Origin of the sequence: Pseudomonas sp. D2002 (assembly GCF_013385735.1) — a bacterium.
Taxonomy (GTDB): domain Bacteria; phylum Pseudomonadota; class Gammaproteobacteria; order Pseudomonadales; family Pseudomonadaceae; genus Aquipseudomonas.
Genome location: NZ_JACAPL010000011.1, coordinates 166,306 through 187,854 on the forward strand (window position 1 = coordinate 166,306; position 21,549 = coordinate 187,854).

The 21,549-nt window shown below is 61.4% G+C and carries 17 protein-coding genes and 1 pseudogene; 6 read left to right on the plus strand and 12 right to left on the minus strand.

Annotation, left to right across the window (positions count from 1 at the left end):
- The 5 genes and pseudogenes from HX783_RS22030 to HX783_RS22050 all read right to left on the minus strand — a co-directional run.
- Positions 1-207 (minus strand): annotated as a pseudogene (locus HX783_RS22030) (aldo/keto reductase); the annotation flags it as partial.
- A 35-nt stretch (positions 208-242) separates the two neighbouring features.
- Entirely contained in the window at positions 243-923 is a 681-nt protein-coding gene (locus HX783_RS22035; protein WP_177018224.1) for a hypothetical protein, read from the minus strand.
- Between the two features lie 145 nt (positions 924-1,068).
- Complete coding sequence (locus HX783_RS22040; RefSeq protein WP_177018225.1) at positions 1,069-2,367, minus strand: FAD-binding oxidoreductase; 1,299 nt, start codon at positions 2,365-2,367, stop codon at positions 1,069-1,071.
- Complete coding sequence (locus HX783_RS22045; RefSeq protein WP_177018226.1) at positions 2,364-3,452, minus strand: polyamine ABC transporter substrate-binding protein; 1,089 nt, start codon at positions 3,450-3,452, stop codon at positions 2,364-2,366. The genes HX783_RS22040 and HX783_RS22045 overlap by 4 nt, the downstream gene beginning before the upstream one ends.
- A 21-nt stretch (positions 3,453-3,473) precedes the next feature.
- Positions 3,474-4,832, minus strand: a complete 1,359-nt coding sequence (locus HX783_RS22050) for a glutamine synthetase family protein (protein ID WP_159957331.1) — start codon at positions 4,830-4,832, stop codon at positions 3,474-3,476.
- 139 nt (positions 4,833-4,971) lie between these two features.
- Between HX783_RS22050 and HX783_RS22055 the strand changes: the two genes are divergently transcribed.
- A complete protein-coding gene (locus HX783_RS22055; RefSeq protein ID WP_177018227.1) occupies positions 4,972-5,865 on the plus strand; it encodes a helix-turn-helix domain-containing protein in 894 nt (297 codons plus the stop codon).
- 257 nt (positions 5,866-6,122) lie between these two features.
- Entirely contained in the window at positions 6,123-8,273 is a 2,151-nt protein-coding gene (locus tag HX783_RS22060) for a TonB-dependent siderophore receptor (protein ID WP_177018228.1), read from the plus strand.
- Here HX783_RS22060 and HX783_RS22065 read toward each other — a convergent pair whose 3' ends face one another.
- The 6 genes from HX783_RS22065 to urtA form a co-directional block, all read right to left on the minus strand.
- A complete protein-coding gene (locus HX783_RS22065; protein WP_159957336.1) occupies positions 8,274-8,711 on the minus strand; it encodes a carboxymuconolactone decarboxylase family protein in 438 nt (145 codons plus the stop codon).
- A 113-nt stretch (positions 8,712-8,824) separates the two neighbouring features.
- Entirely contained in the window at positions 8,825-9,514 is a 690-nt protein-coding gene (urtE, locus tag HX783_RS22070; protein ID WP_177018229.1) for an urea ABC transporter ATP-binding subunit UrtE, read from the minus strand.
- A gap of 10 nt (positions 9,515-9,524) precedes the next feature.
- Positions 9,525-10,283, minus strand: coding sequence for an urea ABC transporter ATP-binding protein UrtD (urtD, locus tag HX783_RS22075; protein WP_177018230.1), 759 nt, complete (start codon positions 10,281-10,283; stop codon positions 9,525-9,527).
- On the minus strand, positions 10,280-11,431 hold the full coding sequence (gene urtC / locus HX783_RS22080; protein WP_159957342.1) for an urea ABC transporter permease subunit UrtC: 1,152 nt from the start codon (positions 11,429-11,431) through the stop codon (positions 10,280-10,282). The genes urtD and urtC overlap by 4 nt, the downstream gene beginning before the upstream one ends.
- 10 nt (positions 11,432-11,441) lie before the next feature.
- Positions 11,442-12,359, minus strand: coding sequence for an urea ABC transporter permease subunit UrtB (gene urtB, locus HX783_RS22085; RefSeq protein ID WP_177018231.1), 918 nt, complete (start codon positions 12,357-12,359; stop codon positions 11,442-11,444).
- Between the two features lie 170 nt (positions 12,360-12,529).
- The gene (urtA, locus tag HX783_RS22090; RefSeq protein WP_065906042.1) at positions 12,530-13,738 is read right to left on the minus strand and encodes an urea ABC transporter substrate-binding protein; all 1,209 of its coding nucleotides are present in this window, start codon (positions 13,736-13,738) and stop codon (positions 12,530-12,532) included.
- Between the two features lie 314 nt (positions 13,739-14,052).
- Here urtA and HX783_RS22095 point away from each other — a divergent pair, with 314 nt between their 5' ends.
- On the plus strand, positions 14,053-17,436 hold the full coding sequence (locus HX783_RS22095) for an ATP-binding protein (RefSeq protein WP_177018232.1): 3,384 nt from the start codon (positions 14,053-14,055) through the stop codon (positions 17,434-17,436).
- On the plus strand, positions 17,411-18,076 hold the full coding sequence (locus tag HX783_RS22100) for a response regulator (RefSeq protein WP_177018233.1): 666 nt from the start codon (positions 17,411-17,413) through the stop codon (positions 18,074-18,076). The genes HX783_RS22095 and HX783_RS22100 overlap by 26 nt, the downstream gene beginning before the upstream one ends.
- Before the next feature lie 527 nt (positions 18,077-18,603).
- Here the strand turns inward: HX783_RS22100 and HX783_RS22105 are convergent.
- Positions 18,604-19,434 (minus strand): IclR family transcriptional regulator, encoded by an 831-nt coding sequence (locus HX783_RS22105; protein ID WP_177018234.1) that lies wholly within the window; start codon positions 19,432-19,434, stop codon positions 18,604-18,606.
- 242 nt (positions 19,435-19,676) lie between these two features.
- On the opposite strand from HX783_RS22105, the gene HX783_RS22110 reads away from it, so the two are divergent.
- Positions 19,677-20,705, plus strand: coding sequence for an ABC transporter ATP-binding protein (locus HX783_RS22110; protein ID WP_159957350.1), 1,029 nt, complete (start codon positions 19,677-19,679; stop codon positions 20,703-20,705).
- Positions 20,702-21,547, plus strand: a complete 846-nt coding sequence (locus HX783_RS22115) for an ABC transporter permease (RefSeq protein ID WP_159957352.1) — start codon at positions 20,702-20,704, stop codon at positions 21,545-21,547. Before HX783_RS22110 ends, HX783_RS22115 begins: the two co-directional genes overlap by 4 nt.
- Positions 21,548-21,549 lie beyond the last annotated feature (2 nt).

The following is a 21,549-nucleotide window of genomic DNA, read 5'->3' on the forward strand; positions in this document are numbered from 1 at the left end:
TTAAAGCGGCAGAGGTGCGCGCGCCGAAATCAGCTGTGCATCGCGCAACGCCTGCCAGAAGGCTGCCGGAATCTTCTCTGACAACGCCGCGACGTCTTCGGCAATGCGCCCCGGACGACTGGCACCGGGAATCACGGCGGCGACTGCCGGGTGAGCCAGCGAAAACTGCAGCGCCGCGGCTTTCACGCTGACGCCAAACCCCTGGGCTGATCTGAGGCGCCCCGTCAACCACGGCGCGCACCCTATGCGAGCATCTTCGGCTGCTTGCCGTAGTACATGAGAGAGTCAACGTCTTCGTGGCGATAGGTGTCGTGGCGCTCGTAGTAGTTGTACACCACCGAGAGCTTTTGCTCGGTCACCGTCGGCTCGCTGTGGTGCAGGGTTTTGCGGCCCTGCATGATCAACAGCGAGCCTTTGGTGGCGTAGATTCGGCGGTACTGGATCCAGGGTTTTTCCTGGCTGGGGTGATGACGCTCGATCTGCATGCACAGCGGCGCTTCCTGGTTGGTGGTCAGGAACAGCAGGACGGTAATGCCGTTGGTGTCGTAGTGCAGCCCAAGGGTGCCGCCACCGGGCGGGTAGACCTTGATGTTGATATCGGAGAGTGGGTACGGCGACACCACGGTGTCGGTGTGGGTGATGAGGCTGATCAGCGGCACCAGGCTGTGGTAGATCGCGGTCAGTTCCGGCACATAACGCCGGATATCGTCGCCCTTGAAGAGGGTGTGGTTGTAGAGGCCACCCAGGTCCGACACTGCATCGGTGCCCAGCCCTTGGTGCTTCACCCAGTCGACGCCTTGCACCGCAATGATACTGTTGACCCGTTTGGCGAGCGTATCGCAGAGCTCATCGGGGATCAGCCCGCCGATGACGGTGGCGAGGTTGTAGAAGTAATCGTGACGGTGTTGATTGATATCGAACATAAGCATCCTCCCTGGACAAAGTTGTGCGGGGCGGAATTTACGTAAAGATTCCAGGGCTGGTAACTAACCGTACGGTCAGTAGTCAACCCGTCGCAAAAGTGCCGTGGAAAAGACCCTTCATCCTTCCCACATCAGCGCCTGTCGGTTACACGCCGCATGCTTCGCGCAGCCGCAGCCACACCATCCCCAGCGCCAGCAGCGGCGAACGCAACGCCTTGCCGCCCGGAAAGGTCATGTGCGGCACCTGGCTGAAAATATCCAAACCCTGGCTGTGACCGGCATGAATGGCCTCGGCCAACAACTTTGCGCACCAATGCGTCACGTTAAGCCCATGCCCGGAATAGCCTTGGGCGTAGAACACATTCGGGTACTGCTGCAAGCGCCCGACTTGGGGAAAACGGTTGGCAGTGATGCCGATCATGCCGCCCCACTGGAACTCAACGGCGGTGCCTGCCAGCTGCGGGAATACCTTGAGCATCTTCGGTTGCATATAGGCAGCGATGTCCGCCGGATCACGCCCGGAGTAGTGGCAGGCGCCGCCGAACAACAGACGCCGGTCGGCGGAAAGCCGGTAATAATCCAGCCCGACTTTCTGGTCACACAGCGCCAGGTTTTGCGGGATCAATTGCTCGGCGACGGCTTCGGATAACGGCTCGGTCGCGATGATGTAACTGCCCGCCGGCAGAACTTTGCCGCTCAAGCGTGGCTCCAGTTCCTCAAGATGAGCATTGCACGCCAGCACCAGATGAGTGGCGCGCACCGTGCCACCGGCGCAACGCACTTGCACGGTGTCACCATGGATCAGTTCCAGTACGTGGGTGTGCTCGAAAATCCGCACCCCGAGGGCTTCTGCCACCTGCGCCTCGCCCAGCACCAGATTCAGCGGGTGCAGGTGCCCGGAGCCCATGTCGACCAAGCCACCGGCATAGGCCGCCGAGTCAACAACCTGATGCATATCCTGTGGGCCGACCAGGCGGGTTTCATGGCGGTATCCAAGCGCCGCCAGGTGTTCCTGCTCGCCCTTGAACGCGGCGAACTGCACCGGGGTGTTGGCCAATTCGCAAAAGCCCCAGCGCAAATCGCAGTCAATGCGGTGCTGACGAATGCGCTCGCCCACCAGCGCCACCGACTCAATACCCGCCCGTTCCAGGTAACCCACGCCCTCCTCGCCCACGTACTTGGCGAACCCCGACACGTCATGGCCGATGCCGCGAATCAACTGCCCGCCGTTGCGCCCGCTGGCGCCCCAGCCGATGCGCCGGGCCTCCAGCAGGATCACCGAGAGCCCGCGCTGGGCCAGCTCGATGGCGGTGTTGACGCCGGTGAACCCCCCGCCGATCACACACACATCGGCGCTGAGGTCGGCGCCCAGCGATGGGCGCTCAGGCATGGCATTCGCCGAGGCCCGGTAGTAAGACCGGGCGTGGTCTTGGGACTGGATCATTTATTGGTCTTCACTTTGCTCCAGGCGCGGGTCATCAGGCGCATGGTCGCCGGGGTTGGCGTGGTGGAAATATAGAGTTTGTCGAGCACTTCCTGGGACGGGTACACCTCAGGGTTGTTCACCAGCTCCGGGGCCATGAACGGCTTGGCGGCCGGGTTGGCGTTGGCATAGCCCACCGAGGCACTGACCTTGGCGATCACTTCGGGGTCGAGCAGGTAATTGATAAACGCATGGGCTTCTTTCGGGTTGCTCGCGTCGGCGGGAATCGCCAGCAAGTCGAACCACAGGTTGGAGCCTTCCTTGGGAATCGAGTAGGCGATATTCACGCCGTTCTTGGCTTCCTTGGCGCGGTTGGCGGCCTGGAACACGTCGCCGGAATACCCGAAGGCCACGCAGATATCACCGTTGGCCAAATCCGAAATGTACTTGGAGGAATGGAAGTAGGTGATGTACGGCCGCAGTGTCAACAGCTTGGCCTCGGCCTGTTTGTAGTCTTCGGCGTTCTCGCTGCGCGGGTCCTTGCCCATATAGTTGAGGATCGCCGGGAACAGCTCATCCGCCGAATCGAGGAAGGCGACGCCGCACTCGTGCAGCTTCTTGATGTTCTCCGGCTCGAACAACACCGCCCACGAATCGATATGGTCGATGCCCAGCACCTGCTTGACCTTGTCGACGTTATAGCCGATGCCATTGGTGCCCCACAGGTACGGCACCGAATGCGCGTTGCCGGGGTCGTTTTTCTCCAGCAGCTTGAGCAACTTGGGGTCGAGGTTCTTGAAGTTGGGCAGCTGCGAGCGATCCAGTTTGAGGAATGCGCCGGCCTTCACCTGGCGGGCGAGGAAGTGGTTGGACGGCACCACCACGTCATACCCGGTGCGGCCGGCGAGCAGCTTGCCTTCCAGGGTTTCGTTGGAGTCGAACACGTCATAGATCACCTTGATCCCGGTCTTGGCCTGGAAATCGGCCAAGGTGGTCTCGCCGATATAGTCGGTCCAGTTATACACACTGACCGTCGGCGCAGCCTGGCCGGCACTGCTGAACGCCGCCACCAGGGCCAGCGGGAGAAGCTTTTTCACAAGACGCATATCGACACCCCTTTAGATTTTTTAGACGCTCAACAGCAGGAACTCACGCTCCCAGGAACTGATCACCCGCTTGAAATTCTCATGCTCGGCGCGTTTGACCGCGACGTAGCCGCGCACAAACTTGTCGCCCAGGTACTGCTTGACCGTGTCGCAATCCTCCATCCGCGCCAGGGCATCTTCGAGGGTGAACGGCAGGCGCAGGTTACGGCGCTCATAGGCGCGGCCTTCGACGGCGGCGCTCGGTTCGATCTGCTCGATCATGCCCAGGTAGCCGCACAACAAGCTGGCGGCAATCGCCAGGTAGGGGTTGGCATCCGCACCCGGCAGGCGGTTCTCCACGCGCATCGCGTCGGGGCTGGAGGTTGGCACGCGCAGGCCGACCGTGCGGTTTTCTTCGCCCCACTCGACGTTGACCGGTGCCGAGGTGTCCGGCAGGAAACGGCGGAACGAGTTCACGTTGGGCGCGAACATCGGCAGCAGTTTGGGGATGTACTTTTGCAGGCCGCCGATGTGGTGCAAAAACAGTGGGCTCATCTTGCCGTCGGCGTCGACAAACACCGGCTTGCCGGTGGCGATCTCCACCACGCTCTGGTGCAGGTGCATGGCGCTGCCCGGCTCATCGGCCACCGGCTTGGCCATGAAGGTCGCGGCCACATTGTGCTTCAGCGCGGCTTCGCGCAGGGTGCGTTTGAACACGGTGATCTGGTCGGCCAGGTCGAGGGCGTCGCCGTGGCGGAAGTTGATTTCCATCTGCGCCGGGCCGTCTTCGTGGATCAGCGTATCGAGGTCCAGGCCTTGCAGTTCGCACCAGTCATAGACGTCTTCGAACAGTGGGTCGAACTCGTTGGCGGCATCGATGGAGAACGACTGGCGACCGGTTTCGGCACGACCGGAACGCCCCACCGGGGTTTTCAGCGGCAGGTCCGGGTCTTCACAGCGTTGAGTCAGGTAGAACTCCATTTCCGGCGCCACAATCGGCTGCCAGCCCTTGTCGGTGTACAGCTGCAGGACTTTCTTCAGCACGTTGCGCGGCGACAGCTCAATCGGGTTGCCCTGCTTGTCGAAGGTGTCGTGGATCACAATGGCGGTGGGCTCGATGGCCCACGGCACCACATACGTGGCATTGGCCACCGGGCGGCAGATCATGTCGATGTCGGCCGGGTCGAGCAGGTCGTAGTAGATATCGTCATCGACAAAGTCCCCGGTTACCGTTTGCAGCAACACACTTTCCGGCAGGCGCATGCCTCGCTCATGCAGGAACTTGTTGGTGGGTGCAATCTTGCCGCGTGCGATGCCAGTCAAATCACTGATCACGCATTCGACTTCGGTAATCTTGTGTTCTTTCAGCCAGGCGTGCAGCTGATCGAAGGGGGCGTTCATAAAGACCTCGTCATGGGTTGGGTGCATGCGCCGGCTTGTACTCTCGACACATTGAGGTCTATCTTGGGCCAGCCTTGAAACGGCATCTATCCACTTTGCACGAACCACAACGCACCAATAGAGTGCGCACGGATCACCCATGACACAGGCAACAGCTTTGCGCGTACAGGCCTTCACCACCGGTGATGTGGCCGCTCAATGCAGTGCGACACCCGGTTGGGTGCAGCAGTACCAGCAGATGTCCCCAGGGCATTTTGCCGGGCAGATTCGCTACCTCGACCTGCAAGGTGTCGAGGTCTACGAGGAATGCATGAACACCCGCGTGGAGCAGCATTTCAACGCGCCGCCCGGCTCGTTGGCATTCTGTTTCGACGGCAGCGACAACGCGCTGTACATGCTCAATGGCGAAAGCCGCAACACCTGGATCACCCCGGAAAACTACCGCGAAGTGGCCGTGGTGTTCGGCCCGCAATTCGTGCAGCGCCATGGCCTGGATGTGGCGAAACTCGAAGGCCTGTTCATGGCGCCGCTGACCTGCCAGCAGAATGCGCTGTTCACCCGCTGGCTCAGTGGCACCCTCACCCGCCTGGCCGCGACCGTCGACCCGATCAGCCGCGATGCGCTTACCCAGCAACTGCTCGATGACTGTCTGTTTATCCTCGACAACGCCTGCGTATGCCTGGACCGCAATTCGTTGCAACGGCGCGGTGAAGAACGCCGGTTGATGGCGCGTATCGGCGAATGGGCGGCGGACGCGCCGGACGAAACCGTCAACCTGCTGGAACTCGCGCAGATTGCCGGCGTGCCGTTGCGCCAATTGCAGCAGGGCTTCAAGACCTACACCGGCATGAGCCCGGCGCAGTGGCTGCGGCTGCGGCGGCTGAATGGCGCGCGGCGCGAGCTGCTGACCGCAGCCGACACCACCGTGGCCGAAGTGGCGATGAACTGGTCGTTCTGGCATTTGGGGCGGTTTTCCAACAGTTACCGGGCGCTGTTCAAAGAGCTGCCCAGCGAAACCCTCAAACGCTCCTGAGGAAATGCAATACCCCTGTGGGAGCGGGCTTGCTCGCGAATGCGGTGGGTCAGTTAAAAATGAGCTGACTGACCCACCGCATTCGCGAGCAAGCCCGCTCCCACATTGGGTTCTCGGTACATCAGGTAGGGATGTGTGCTGCTTTTGACCCAAGCCAGCGCCCACATTTGACAGAACCATTCTCAATAACTTGTAAAACCTCACACATACCCCTAGCTTATGCGCCCTCTCCGCCCCGCGCTTATAGGCCCTGCCCCATGGTTTTGCGTTTTCGTCCTGTCGTCACTTCACGTTTCGCCCTCAGCCTGCTGCTCAGCGGTGGCATCGGCAACAGCCTGGCAGCCGAGATAGAACTGCCGGCGGTGAACGTCCAGGGCCAGGATGAGTCCGGGTATCGCGCGGATACCGCCTCGGTCGGTGGTTTCAACGAAGCCCCGCTGCTCGACACCCCCGCCTCGATCACCGTGATCAACGCCGCCATGCTCAAGGACCAACAAGCCCGCCTGCTCAGTGAAGTGCTGCGCAACGATGCCTCGGTCGGCGACAGCTATGCCCCCATCGGTTACTACGAAAACTTCGTAGTGCGCGGCTTCTCGTTGAACGCAGCGAGCAGCTACAAAATCAACGGGCGCACCATCACCGGCGAGCAGAACGTCGCCCTCGAAAACAAGCAGCAAGTGGAAGTGCTCAAGGGGCTGGCGGGTTTGCAGAGCGGGATTTCCGAGCCCAGCGGCGTGATCAACTACGTGACCAAGCGCCCGGAAGATGTGCGCTCGGTGGCGGTGTCCACCGATGACCGTGGCAGCGGTTACATCGCCACCGATGTCGGCGGCTGGTTTGGCAGCGAGCAACAGTTTGGCCTGCGTGCCAACGTCGCCCATGAAGACCTTAATTCCTATGTGGAACACGCCAATGGCCAGCGCGATTTTGTGTCGCTGGCCTTCGACTGGAACATCAGCCCCGACGCGCTGCTGCAACTGGATGCGGAGTACCAGAACAAGCAACAGCGCTCGGTGCCGGGTTATCAGTTGTTAGGCGGCACTGAGGTGCCGCACGATGCGTCGCCGAAGAAACTGCTGGGGCACCAGAGTGGTTCGCACCAGGTGGGAATCGATTCACTGAACCTTAATGGCAAGTTTGAATACCGCTTCAGCGATCAGTGGAAAGGCAGCGTGAGTGCGGCGCGCAGCAAGGTGGTGATTGATGATTACAGCTCTTTTGCGTGGGGCTGTTATTACGTAGGCACCTGCAACGCCAACACCTTCAGCCCTAAGGGCGACTACGACATCTACGACTACCGCAGCCCCGACGACACCCGCCGCGACGATGAAGTGCAGGCCGCCATGACCGGGCTGTTCGACACCGCAGGCCTGGGCCATGAACTGACCTTCGGCACCAGCGCGTTTCGCCGGGTGATCGACAAGCGCGAAGCGGTCAACGAGTGGATCGGCAGCAGCAACATCAACGAAGACGCTCCGACTTTCACGCCCACCGACAAACCGCTGAACGACAGACACCGCAACCTCGACAGCCGCCAGTACGGCCTGTTCGTCACCGACCGCATTCGCTTCAACGAGCAATGGCAAACCATCCTTGGTGGCCGCGAAGTGCGCCTGGATGAAAAAGCCTTCGATGTGAACGGCACCGAAGCGCGCCACACCCAGCAATACGTATTCCTGCCCCAAGCCGCGCTGATCTACAAGCCGATTGAAAACGTCTCGCTCTACACCAGCTACAGCAAAGGCCTGTCGCTGGGTGGCACAGCGCCCTGGTTTGCCACCAATCAAAGTGAAACCCTGGCCCCAACCGTCTCACGGCAACTCGAAGCCGGGGTGAAATACGACTGGCGCCGCATCAGCTTCGCCGCCGCCGTATTCCAGACACGCCAGGCCTACCAGTACGCCAAGCCGGATGGCGCGGGCAACTTCACCTACGTGCAACAAGGCCAGCAAAAGAACACCGGGGTTGAATTGTCAGCCAATGGCTGGGCCACCGACCGCCTGCAGATTGCAACGAGCGTGGCGGCGATTCGCGCACGGGTAAACGACAGCGGCACGCCGGACTACGAAGGCCACCAGGCGATCAACGTGCCCAAGCTGCGCGCCAGTGTGTACGCCGACTACGCGTTGCCGTGGGTCAATGGCCTGGCCGTACTGGGCGGCGTGCAATACAGCGCCAAGAAGTACGCCAACCGCACCGGCAATGTGGAGGTGGGGGATTATGCGGTGGTCAATGTCGGCAGTCGTTACACCACCAGGGTTGACGGCTATGAAACGGTGTTTCGCCTGAGCGTCGACAACCTGTTCGACAAGCGCTACTGGCGCGACGCCGGCGAATACATGGGCGATGACTACCTGTTCCAGGGCGCGCCGTTAACGGCGCGCTTGAGTGCATCGGTCAACTTCTAGTTACTTGGGCATCTTGCGAAAGCCCACCGCCAGGCGGTTCCAGCTGTTGATGGTGGCAATGGCCACGCTGAGGTCGACCTGTTCTTGCGCGCTGAACTCGGCGGCGAGTGCGTTGAAGTCTTCATCGGGAGCATGGGTCTGGCTGATCAGCGTCAGGCTTTCGGCCCAGGCCAGCGCGGCGCGCTCACGCGGGGTGAAGAATGGAGTTTCACGCCAGGCGGACACGGTGTACAGGCGGCGCTCGGTTTCGCCGCCCTTGCGGGCATCGGTGGTGTGCATGTCCAGGCAGAAGGCACAGCCGTTGATTTGCGAGACGCGCAGGCGCACCAGTTCCAGCAGCGGCAGCTCGATAGACAGTTTGCCGACGGCGGTTTCCAGGGCGAGCATGGCTTTCATGGCGTCTGGGGAAGCGGTGTAGAAATCGGTACGGGTTTGCATGGTGATACTCCAGAACGGTGGGGATTGGTCGCTAGAGTAGTCACCGCTGTTGTCAGGAGAAATATCCAATTATGGGGAAGATCAGGTAGCCAATGTGCTCAGGCCGCCATGACTCAAACCGACAAATACCGGCTAATGCTTGCCTCGTCGACCCGATCCCGCGTCTCTTCAACCACAAACCGCCCCTTCTCAATCACCAAAAACCGATCCGCGATCTCCAACGTAAACGACAACACCTGCTCCGACACCACAATCGTCAGATCGCGCAAATGGCGGATTTCCTTCAACGTGCGGGCAATGTCCTTGATGATCGACGGTTGAATCCCTTCTGTCGGCTCATCCAGCAACAGCACTTTGGGATTCGTCGCCAGCGCCCGCGCTATCGCCAACTGCTGTTGCTGGCCGCCCGACAGGTTGCCGCCCTTGCGCGACTGCATGTCATGCAGCACCGGAAACAGCGCATACAGATCTTCCGGCACCTTGCCGCGTGCCGACGCCGGCAGCCCGGTCTGGATATTCTCCAGCACCGTCATGCTCGGGAAAATCATGCGCCCCTGGGGCACATAGGCAATCCCGCGCGCCACGCGCTCATGGGTTTCCAGTGCCGACACGTCGTGCCCGTCCACACTGACCTGGCCCTTCCACTGAGGAAGGATGCCCATCAGGCTCTTGAACAAGGTGGTCTTGCCCATGCCATTGCGGCCCATCACCGCGACGATCTCGCGCTTGGCCACAGTCAATTGCAGATCGTGAAGGATCTGGCTCTGCCCGTAACCACAGGACAACTGGTCGATCTTGAACATGCCGGACTCCTCAGTGGCCCAAATACACTTCGATGACTTTCGGGTTGCTTTGCACCGACTCCATGCTGCCCTCGGCCAGCACCTTGCCCTGGTGCAGCACCGTGACTTTATGCGCGATGCTTTTGACGAACTCCATGTCGTGCTCGATCACCAGCACCGAGCGGCCCTGGCTGATGCGGTTGAGCAGCTCGGCGGTTTGCGCGCGCTCGTTGACGCTCATGCCCGCCACCGGTTCATCGAGCATCAGCAATTCCGGGTCTTGCATCAGCAGCATGCCGATTTCTAGCCACTGCTTTTGCCCGTGGGACAGCAGGTCGGCCTGCTGTTGCAGCAAGTCACCGAGGAAGATTTCCCGCGCCACTTCTTCCACCCGCGCAACCACTTGGGCGCTGCGCTTGAAAAACAGTGCGCCCCAGACCTTGCGCCCGGCGGGATACGACATCTCGAGGTTTTCAAACACCGTGAGGTTTTCGTAGATCGACGGGTTCTGGAACTTGCGCCCCACGCCCGCCCGCACGATGTTGTATTCGCGCATTTTGGTCAGTTCCTGGCCGTCGAACTGGATGCTGCCGCTGGTGGCGCGGGTCTTGCCGCAGATCAGGTCGAGCACCGTGGTTTTGCCGGCGCCGTTGGGGCCGATCACCACGCGCACTTCGTTGCGGTCGATGTACAGGTTGAGGTTGTCGACCGCCTTGAAGCCGTCGAACGACACGGTGAGGCCTTCGATGGCCAACACCGGTTTTTTCATTTCAAAGCCGACGGCGGTCATGGTTGGGTCTCCAGGATTTTGCTTTTAGCCACAGGCTTGAGCGGGGCTTTCACCACGGGTTTGCGCCGCAGCAATTTCGCCAACGCCTGGCGCCCGTGGCTCTCCCACAAACCGGCCAAACCGTTGGGGAAGTACATGACCACGGCGATAAACAGCCCGCCCATCAAGTACAGCCACAACTCGGGGAAGGATTCGGAAAAATACGTCTTGCCGTAGTTCACCAGCAGCGCGCCATACACCGCGCCGAGCAGCGACATGCGCCCGCCCACTGCGGCAAAAATCACCATCTCGATTGACGGCACGATGCCGACGAACGACGGCGACATAAAGCCCACCTGCAAGGCAAACATCGCCCCGCCAATCGCCGAAAACGCGGCGGCCACGCAGAACACGAAGATCTTGAAACTGGCCACGTCGTAGCCGGAAAACCGCACGCGTTCTTCCTTGTCGCGCATCGCCATCAGCAACCGGCCCAGCTTGGAGGCGAGGATAAAGCGGCCGATAAAGATGCAGCCAAACAGCAAGCCGGCGTTGATGAAGTACAGGATCATTTTCGCGCTGTCGGTGCGCAGGTCCCAGCCGAGCAGGGTCTTGAGGTCGGTGATGCCGTTGACGCCACCGGTCAGGCCTTGCTGACCGACAATCAGCACCGTCAGGATCAGCGCAATCGCCTGGGTGACGATGGAGAAATACACATCGCCCACGCGCCGCTTGAACAGCGCCAGGCCGATGATAAATGCCAGCAACACCGGCACGGCGATCACCGCAAACAGGGTAAAGCTGAAGCTGTGGAACGGTTGCCACAGCCAGGGCAGTTCGGTGATCTGGTTCCAGTCCATAAAGTCCGGAATGCCCGGTGTGGACTGGATCCTGGTGCTCTCAGGGTCCGACGCTTCCAGCTTGAGGAACATCGCCATGCAGTAGCCGCCCACCCCGAAGAACACGCCCTGCCCCAGGCTGAGAATGCCGCCATAGCCCCAGCACAACACCAGGCCCACCGCGACGAACGCGTAGGTCAGGTACTTGCCGACCATGTTCAGCCGAAACGCGTCGAGGGTCAGGGGGAATACCACCAGAATCAGGAGTGCCAACAGCACAATGCCGATCAGGTTTTGCTGGCCGCCCAGCAGCTTGTCTAAAGCCTTCATCTGCTCGCCTCTACTTGCGTACTTTGATGGAGAACAGCCCTTGCGGGCGCAGCATCAGGATCAGAATCACTGACGACAAGGTCAGCACCTTGGCCATCGAACCACTGAGGAAAAACTCCGACAGCGACTGGGTCTGGGCAATCACGAACGCCGAGGCGATGGTGCCGAACAGGCTCTGCGCGCCGCCGAACACCACCACCAGGAAGGTGTCGACGATGTACTGCGAACCCGCCGTCGGCCCGGTGGAACCGATGGTGGTAAAGGCCGCACCGGCAACACCGGCGACGCCGCAGCCGAGGGCGAAGGTCATGCGGTCGACCTTGCGTGTGTTGATGCCCACTGCGCGGCTCATCAGGCGGTTCTGCACCGTGGCGCGCACCTGCAGGCCCCAGCGTGAGCGGTACAACATCAGGAAGATCGTACCCGTCAGCAGCAAGGTCAGGCCCATCATGAACAGGCCGTTGCGCGGGATTTCGATGGCGTCGGTGAAGTTCACCGAGCCCATCAGCCAGGCCGGTGGTTCGGCGCTGACTTCGCGGGCACCGAACACCGAGCGAAAGGTTTGCTGCATCACCAGCGACAGGCCCCAGGTGGCGAGCAAGGTGTCCAGCGGGCGCTTGTACAACCGGCTGATCATCGCCCATTCCACCAGCCAGCCGACGGCACCGGCGACGAGGAATGACAGGGCGATGGCGAAGAAAAAGTAATAGGGTTGAAAGCTCGGCGCAAAGTGCGCGGTGAGGCTGGAACACACGTAGGTGGTGTAGGCGCCGATGGTCAGGAATTCACCGTGGGCCATGTTGATCACGCCCATCTGGCCAAAGATGATGGCCAGCCCCAATGCCATCAGCAACAGCACGCAGAACACGGACAAGCCGTTGAACCCCTGCATCGCCGCGATGGCTCCAAATTCCGATAGCCATTCCATGATGATGGTCTCCTGAGCGGGAGGATAAAGTGTGAGCCTGGAACTCGGTTTGCCTAATGTGGGAGCGGGCTTGCTCGCGAATGCGGTGTGTCAGTACCGGATGTATTCACTGATTCACCGCTTTCGCGAGCAAGCCCGCTCCCACATTTAGATCGATGCCAGACCTGAAGTTACTGGTAGCCTTTAGGGAAAGGATTCGGCTCGATCAGATCCGACTCATAGATCACCTTGAACTGCCCGTTTGGCTGCACTTCACCGATGCGCGACTTGCTCCACAGGTGGTGGTTTTCGTGGATCTTCACGTAGCCTTCCGGCGCGGTTTTCAGTTCGATACCCGGGGACGCTGCGACGACTTTATCCACGTCGAAACTGCCGGCCTTCTCCACCGCCGCTTTCCACAACCACGGGCCGAGGTACGCCGCCTGGGTCACGTCGCCGATCACCGCGTCCTTGCCGTATTTGGCCTTGAAGGCTTCGACGAAGGCTTTGTTGTTGGGGTTGTCCAGGCTCTGGAAGTACTTCATCGAGGCATAGAAACCGGCCATGTTTTCGCCGCCGATGCCGAGCAGTTCGTCTTCGGTGACCGACAGGGTCAGCAGGGTTTGTTTGGACGAGTTCACGCCTGCCGCATTCAACTGTTTGTAGAACGCGACGTTGGAGCCGCCCACCACTGCGGCGAACACCACGTCCGGTTTCTTCAGCTTGACCTTGTTGATCAGCGAGCCGAACTGGGTATTGCCCAGCGGGTAGTAGTCTTCGCCGACCACGGTGCCGTGCAGCACGTTTTCAATGTGCTTGCGCGCGATCTTCATCGAGGTACGCGGCCAGATGTAGTCCGAGCCCACCAGGTAGAAGGTCTTGGCGCCTTTGGTCTTGGCGATCCAGTCGAGGCTGGCGAGGATTTGCTGGGTCGCTTCTTGCCCGGTGTAGATCACGTTTTTCGACTGTTCCAGGCCTTCATAGAAGGTCGGGTAGTAGAGCAGACCGTTTTCTTTTTCGAAGATCGGCAGCACGGCTTTGCGCGAAGCCGAGGTCCAGCAGCCGAACACGGCGGCGACCTTGTCGTTGACCAGCAACTTCTTGGCTTTTTCCGCGAAGGTCGGCCAGTCGGAAGCGCCGTCTTCCTGAATCACCTTGATCTGGCGCCCCAGGATCCCGCCCGACGCGTTGATCTGTTCGATGGCCAGGCGTTCGGCCTGGATCGAGCCGGTCTCGGAAATCGCCATGGTGCCAGTGGCCGAGTGCAACTGGCCGACGGTGACTTCGGTGGGGGTCACGGCCAGGCCTTCGTTATCGGCCAGCACGCCCTGGCTGAACAGAGCGGCCGCCAGTAAGGACAAGGCCAACAGCGGTTTGGAGCGAATCAATCGTGGTGCCATGGGGCGACTCCTCTGCAATGAGGGGTTCAGCATGGCGGCAGCAAGCCTGCGCGGGTATACGCAGCCTGACGTAACGGCGTACGTCATTTGACGTATGCCACATTGCACCAATGCAGGGCAGGATCGCGTCGCCGAATTCAATGGAAATCGAATGTGGGAGCGGGCTTGCTCGCGAATGCGTTGTATCAGTCACTGATGTATAGCCTGACCCACCGCATTCGCGAGCAAGCCCGCTCCCACATTTGGATCTGCGGCATCTGCCAGGGCATGGAACTTGCTCATTCAACCACGGCCCTTCTGCGGAGTCCTCCACCGTGCACCCTCCATCCGGCACCCAGCGCATCGTCAAGATCCGCCGCGACTACAACACCTGGGTCGCCGACGAGACCATGGAAGACTACGCCCTGCGCTACACACCCAAGTCGTTTCGCAAATGGTCGGAACTGCGCATCGCCAACACGGCCTTGGGTGCGGTTTCATTCCTGGCGCTGGAAGCCATCGGCGGCGTGCTGGCCTTGAGTTACGGCTTTACCAACACCTTCTGGGCAATCCTCACCGTCAGCCTGGTGATCTTCCTCACCGGCCTGCCCATCAGCTATTACGCCGCCCGTTACGGCGTGGACATGGACCTGCTGACCCGAGGCGCGGGCTTCGGCTATATCGGCTCGACCATTACCTCGCTGATCTACGCCAGCTTCACCTTCCTGTTTTTCGCCCTTGAAGCGGCGATCATGGCCCTGGCCCTGGAGCTGTATTTTCACATCCCGCTGGCCATCGCCTATGTGATCTGCTCGCTGCTGGTGATTCCGCTGGTGGCCTACGGCGTGACCCTGATCAGCCGCCTGCAGCTGTGGACGCAACCCCTTTGGCTGCTGTTGCTGGTGCTGCCCTACGGTTTCGTCTGGTGGAAAAACCCCGACGCCTTCAGCGACTGGACCAGCTTTGTCGGGCGCAGCGGCGACAGCGGCGGGTTCAACCTGTTGGCGTTCTGCGCCGCCTGCACCGTGGCGCTGTCGCTGGTGACGCAAATCGGCGAACAGGTCGACTACCTGCGCTTCCTGCCGGAAAAAACCGCCGCCAACCGCAAACGCTGGTGGGCCGCCCTGCTCTGCGCCGGGCCCGGCTGGATCATCCCCGGCGCGCTGAAGATGTTCGCCGGGGCGTTCCTCGCCTTCCTCGCGCTGCAACATGAAATCCCCATGGAGCGCGCCGCCGAGCCGACCCAGATGTACCTCGTCGCGTTCCGCTACGTGTTCAGCTCGCCGGAATGGGCGCTCGGCGCGATGGTGCTGTTCGTGGTCATCTCGCAGATGAAGATCAACCTGACCAACGCCTACGCCGGTTCCCTGGCCTGGTCGAATTTCTTCGCCCGCGTCACCCACAGCCACCCTGGCCGCGTGGTGTGGCTGGTGTTCAACGTGGCCATTGCGCTGATGCTGATGGAGCTGGGCGTGTTCGATGTGATCGACCAGGTGCTGGGGCTTTACGCGAACATCGCGATTGCCTGGATCGGCACACTGGTGGCCGACCTGGTGATCAACAAGCCGCTGGGCCTGTCGCCCAAACATATCGAGTTCAAGCGCGCGCACCTTTACGACATCAACCCGGTAGGCGTTGGCTCGATGCTGATTGCCTCGTTGCTGTCGATCCTCGCCCACTTCGGCCTGTTTGGTGCCCTGGCCCAGGCCGCGCCGCCGTTCGTGGCGCTGGGTACGGCGCTGATCATGGCGCCGCTGCTGGCCTGGCTGACCAAAGGCAAGTACTACATCGCGCGCACCAGCGATCTGCACTTGATTCACCCGGTGGCGCCCGCCACCCACGCGGTGTGCGGGCTGTGCAGCAACCCGTTCGAAACCGCCGACATGGCGTTCTGCCCGGCCTACAGCACGCCGATCTGTTCGCTGTGTTGCTCGCTGGACGCGCGTTGCGGTGACCGTTGCAAGCCCCATGCGCGTCTGGTCACGCAGTTCGAAGGCGTATTGCGCTGGCTGCTGCCCAACACCTTGATGCCGCGCCTGCACACGCGGCTGGCGCACTACTTGGGGCTGTTATTGGTGCTGGTGCTGTTGCTGGCCGGCGCCCTGGCGTTGATTTACGTGCAGGCCGCCCAAGGGCTGCCGCATTCCGAGACCTTGTATCAGGCGTTTTTCAAGGCCTTCCTGACCCTGTCGGTACTGGCCGCCGTGCTCGCCTGGTGGGTGGTGCTGACCCGCGAAAGCCGCCGCGTCGCCCAGGAAGAATCCGACCGCCAGACCCTGCTGCTGATGCAGGAAATCGACGCCCACAGCCTCACCGACCAAGCCCTGCAACAGGCCAAGGAAGCCTCGGAAGCTGCGAACGCCGCCAAAAGCCGTTACGTCACCGGGCTGTCCCACGAGCTGCGCACACCGCTGAACAGCATCCTCGGGTTTACCCAGATCCTGCAGCGCGACACCGCCATGCCCGACCAGCACCAGGACGCCCTGGCGACCATCCTGCGCAGCGGCTCGCACCTGTTATCGCTGATCGATGGCCTGCTCGACGTGGCCAAGATCGAGGCCGGCAAATTGCGCCTGGAGCTCACCGAAATCCCCTTCCCCGAACTGATCCACGACCTGGAGCAGATGTTCACCCCGCAAGCCCAGGACAAAGGCCTGCGCTTTCGCCTCGACTGCGTCGGCAAAATCCCGGCGGTGGTGCGCGGTGACGAAAAACGCGTGCGCCAGATCCTGATCAACCTGCTCGGCAACGCGGTGAATTTCACCGACAGCGGCGAGGTGTGCCTGCGTGTCAGCTACCGGCGCGAGACCGCCAACTTTGAAATCATCGACACCGGCATCGGCATTGATCCGGGGCAGATCGAGCGGATTTTCCAGCCGTTCGAACGCGGCGATTTGATGCGCCAGGACAAGGGCGTCGGTTTGGGGCTGACCATCACGCGCATGCTCACCGCCTTGATGGGCGGCGAGTTGCGCGTCACCAGCGAACTGGACAAAGGCACGTGCTTTCAGGTGCGGCTGTTCCTCTCGCAAGTGCGCGCGCCGCAAGCCGTGGTGCACGTAGAACACGACATCATCGGTTATAAAGGTGCGCGCCGACGCATCCTGGTGGTGGACGACCATGTGGACCATCGCAAAGTGCTCAGCGGCATGCTCACGCCGCTGGGTTTTGAAGTGATCCAGGCCAGCAATGGCCAGGACGCCATCCGCCAGGTGGCGCTGCTGGCGCCGGACCTGATCCTGATGGACCTGTCGATGCCGACCCTGGATGGCTGGGAAACCAGCCGCTTGATCCGGCGTAACGCGCTGTCCAGCGCGCCGATCATCGTGATCTCGGCCAACGCCTTTACCGACGACCGCGAACGCAGTATCGCCGCCGCCTGCAACGACTACCTGGCCAAGCCGGTGCGCACCCCGGAGCTGCTCGGGCGCCTGCAACTGCACCTGGATTTGCAGTGGCTGCGCCGCACCAAGACCTTCACGCCGCCGGCGCCACCCAGCGTACTGCCCAGCCCGGAAGACCTCGCCGCCCTCGCCGAACTCAGCGCCATCGGCTACGTGCGCGGCCTGCATGAAAAACTCGACACCATCCTGGAGCATCAGCCGGACGCCGCGCCTTTCATCAACAAAGTGCGCGGTTTACTCAAGAGCTTCCGCCTGGATGAACTCAACCGAACCCTCAAGGAGGCCGAAGATGAATGCGCTCACCCGCAGCACTGAACCCGGCGTAGTGCTGATCGTCGATGACACCCCGGACAACCTGGCCATGCTCTCCGACGCCCTCGACGACGCGGGCTACATGGTGTTGGTGGCGCTGGACGGCCTCAGCGCGTTGAACCGCGTGCAACGCAGGCGCCCGGACCTTATCCTGCTGGACGCAATGATGCCCGGCCTGGACGGTTTCGAAACCTGCCGCAGGCTCAAGGCGCAACCGGCCAGCGCGGATATCCCGGTGGTGTTCATGACCGGGCTGACCGACAGCAAGCATGTGGTGCAAGGCTTTGAGGTGGGTGGCAGTGATTACGTGACCAAGCCGATCCAGACCGATGAAGTGCTGGCACGGGTCGCGGCGCATTTGCGCACGTCACGGATTTTGCTCTCGGCGCGCGCGGCGTCACAGCCGAGTGTGTTGACGCTGGAGGACGCATCGGCGCAACGGCTGTTATCCGCCCGGTTTCAACTGACCGAGCGCGAGGTGGAGGTGCTGCGTTGGGTGGCGTGCGGGAAAACCAATCGGGATATCGGCGATATCCTGGGGTTGAGCCCCAGGACAGTGAACAAGCATTTGGAGCATGTGTATGTGAAGCTCGGCGTGGAGACCCGTACGGCCGCGACGTCAGTAGCCTTAGCCGCCATCTGAATGTGTATGAGGCTTGTGTGGGAGCGGGCTTGCTCGCGAATGCGGTGTATCAGTTGAAATAGCCTTAGCTGACCCGCCGTATTCGCGAGCAAGCCCGCTCCCACAGTTGGATCTCAGTACATCAGGCAGAGGGTGTGCTGATCTGTATTGCCCTAAAACCTCAGGCTGCACTCGGTCAATGTGGGAGACCCGCACGGCCGCGACGTCAGTCGCACTGGCCGCAATCTGAATGTGTGTAGGGCTTTTGTGGGAGCGGGCTTGCTCGCGAATGCGGTGTATCAGTTGAAATAGCCTTAGCTGACCCACCGTATTCGCAAGCAAGCCCGCTCCCACAGTTGGATCTCAGTACATCAGGCAGAGGGTGTGCTGATCTGTATTGCCCTAAAACCTCAGGCTGCACTCGGTCAATGTGGGAGCTGGCTTGCCTGCGATGGCATCGACTGGTTATGCCTGATACACCGAGTTGCCTGCATCGCAGGCAAGCCAGCTCCCACAGGAAAGCCGATCTTCATCAGGGCTGAAATGGGTTATCCACCAAAAGTCTGCGAGGGCCGGCGCAGGGTCGGATCAAAGGGGTTGATCCTTGGCCCGATCGCCGCCGCCTCACGCTTGAGCAACTCCACCACCATCGGCAACCGGCTCGGCCCCAGCCGGTCACTGATGGTCGCCACACTCAACGCCGCCACCGCGTGCCCGTCGCGGTTCAGGATCGGCACCGCCAGCCCCGCCATGCCTTCCAGCACCCCCGTGTTGCGCGCCGCGTAGCCCAGGCGCCGCACATTCTCGACCTCCGAACGCAGCAGCACCTCGTCATACAGGTGAAAGTCCTTGAGCCGTGGCAGGTTGTAGCGGATCACCGTTTCCCGCTCTTCCTCGGGCAAAAACGCCAGGATCGCCAAACTGCCCTGCCCCACGCCGAGTGCCACGCGGCCACCGATGTCGCCGGTAAAGGTGCGGATCGGGTACGGCCCTTCGCTGCGGTCCAGGCAGATCGCATCAAAGCCGCTGCGCGCCAGCAGGAACAGCGAATCGCCCAACGATGCACTCAAGCGCAACATGCTCGGCCGCACCAGGTCGCGCAGGTTGCCGGTCTTGCCCGCGTTGGCCGCCAGGGCGAAGAACTCCAGGCTCAGGCGATAGCGCTTGCTGCGTGCGTCCTGCTCGACCATGCCTTCGTCCATCAGGCTGCGCAACAGACGGTGGGTGGTCGGTTGGGACAGGCCGACCTGTTGCGCCAACTGGGTCACGCGCTCGCCGCCTTCCGGCACTTCGCCCAGGGTACGCAGCAGCGCGAACAAACGCGACACGCTGCCGGCACCGACTTCTTTGCCGCTGTCATTCCGCTCAGTGGAATCCATAACACTTAATCTCGGTATAAATTCTGGTGAATGAATAAATCTGAAAACAATAGTCCGTTGAATGAAATTCCATCTTCCGCCCATCCTAGTCTTCGTCCTAATCTGCGTCCACAGGGGCGAAATGAACAACAAACGGCAGCCGACTCAAGATCGAGCGCCAACGCACCGGCAACACCTCATTCGCATCTGCCCAAAACAAAAAAGCGCGTTTCGACGCGACTCAAAAAAGGTGGAACGCAGACATGGCATTTCTCCAACTCAACGCCTTGAGCAAACGCTACGGCGCCGTCGATGCGGTGGTCGCCACCGACCTCGCGGTGGAAAAAGGCGAGTTCGTTTCCCTGCTCGGCCCTTCAGGCTGCGGCAAAACCACCACCTTGCAGATGATTGCCGGCTTCGTCGACGTGAGCGGCGGGCAAATCCTGCTCGACGGCCGCGACATCACCCACGCCAAACCCGCCAGCCGCGGCTTGGGCGTGGTGTTCCAGAGCTACGCGCTGTTCCCGCACATGAGCGTGCGCGACAACGTCGCCTTTGGCCTGAAGATGCGCAAAGTGCCGGCCGCCGAGATCGCCAGCAAGGTCAAAACCGTGCTGGAACTGGTGCGCCTGGCCCCACACGCCGAGCGCTACCCGCGTGAGCTGTCCGGCGGCCAACGCCAGCGCGTGGCCCTGGCCCGCGCGCTGGTGATCGAGCCGCCGGTGTTGCTGCTGGATGAACCACTGTCCAACCTCGACGCCAACCTGCGCGAAGAAATGCAGTTTGAAATCCGCCGCATCCAGTGCGCCGTGGGCATCACCACCTTGATGGTCACCCACGACCAGGCCGAGGCGCTGTCGATCAGCGACCGCGTGGTGGTGATGCAGGCCGGGCGTGTCACACAGATCGACGCGCCGTACACGCTCTACGAACACCCGCGCACGCGCTTCATTTCAGACTTCGTCGGCAAGGCCAACCTGCTGCCCGGCGACTACGACGAACTCGGCACCCCGCAAGTACGCCATGCCAGCGGCGACGGCGAGCTGACCCTGAGCCTGCGCCCGGAAAAAATCACCTTGGTGGCTGCCGGCACTGGCCGCGTGCAAGGCAAAGTCCTCGACAGCTACTTCTTCGGCAGCCAATGGCTGTACCGCGTCCACACCAGCCTCGGCGAAATCACCGTGGTGCGCAGCAACGACGGCAGCGCGCCGCTCGGCTGCGGCGCGGCGGTGGGCCTGGACTGGCACGCCGGCTTGCTGCGCGTGCTGGCGGCAGATGAGGTGCACGCATGAGTCGCGGTTATCTGTTGTCGTTGCCGGCCCTGGCGCTGTTTACCGGGCTGTTGATTCTGCCGCTGATCATGACGCTGGTGCTGTCGTTCAACGTGTTCGACTACCAGGTCGGCGTGAAGGCCGATGAGTGGACCTTCGCCCATTACCTGTCGCTGTTCAGCGATGCTTACTTCTACGAGATCTTCTGGCGCACCTTCTGGATCAGTGCGCTGGTGACCTTGCTCTGCGTGGTGATTGGCGTGCCCGAGGCCTACATCCTCAGCCGCATGGGCACACCGTGGCGCTCGATCTTTTTGATTCTGATCCTCACGCCGCTGTTGATTTCGGTGGTGGTGCGCGCCTTCGGCTGGAGCTTGCTGCTGGGTGCCGACGGGCTGGTCAACCAAGTGATCCAGGCGCTTGGCGGGCGGCCGGTGAAACTGCTGTACACGCCGTTTGCAGTGATCATCGCACTGGTGCACGTGATGCTGCCGTTCATGATTATTCCGGTGTGGACCTCGCTGCAAAAACTCGACCCGTCGGCGGAACAGGCGGCGCTGTCGCTGGGCGCCAGCCAGGCCACGGTGATGCGCAAGATCGTGTTGCCGCAGGTGATGCCCGGCGTGCTGTCCGGCACCTTGATTGTGTTCGGCCTGGCGGCCAGCTCGTTTGCGATCCCCGGCCTGCTCGGCGGGCGGCGCCTGAAAATGGTCGCCACGGTGGTGTACGACCAGTACCTCTCGGAACTCAACTGGCCCATGGGCGCGACCATCGCGGTGGTGCTGCTGTTGGTCAACCTGCTGATCATGCTGAGCTGGAACCGCATGGTCGAAAGCCGCTACAAAAAGTCCCTGGGGGTTTAAGC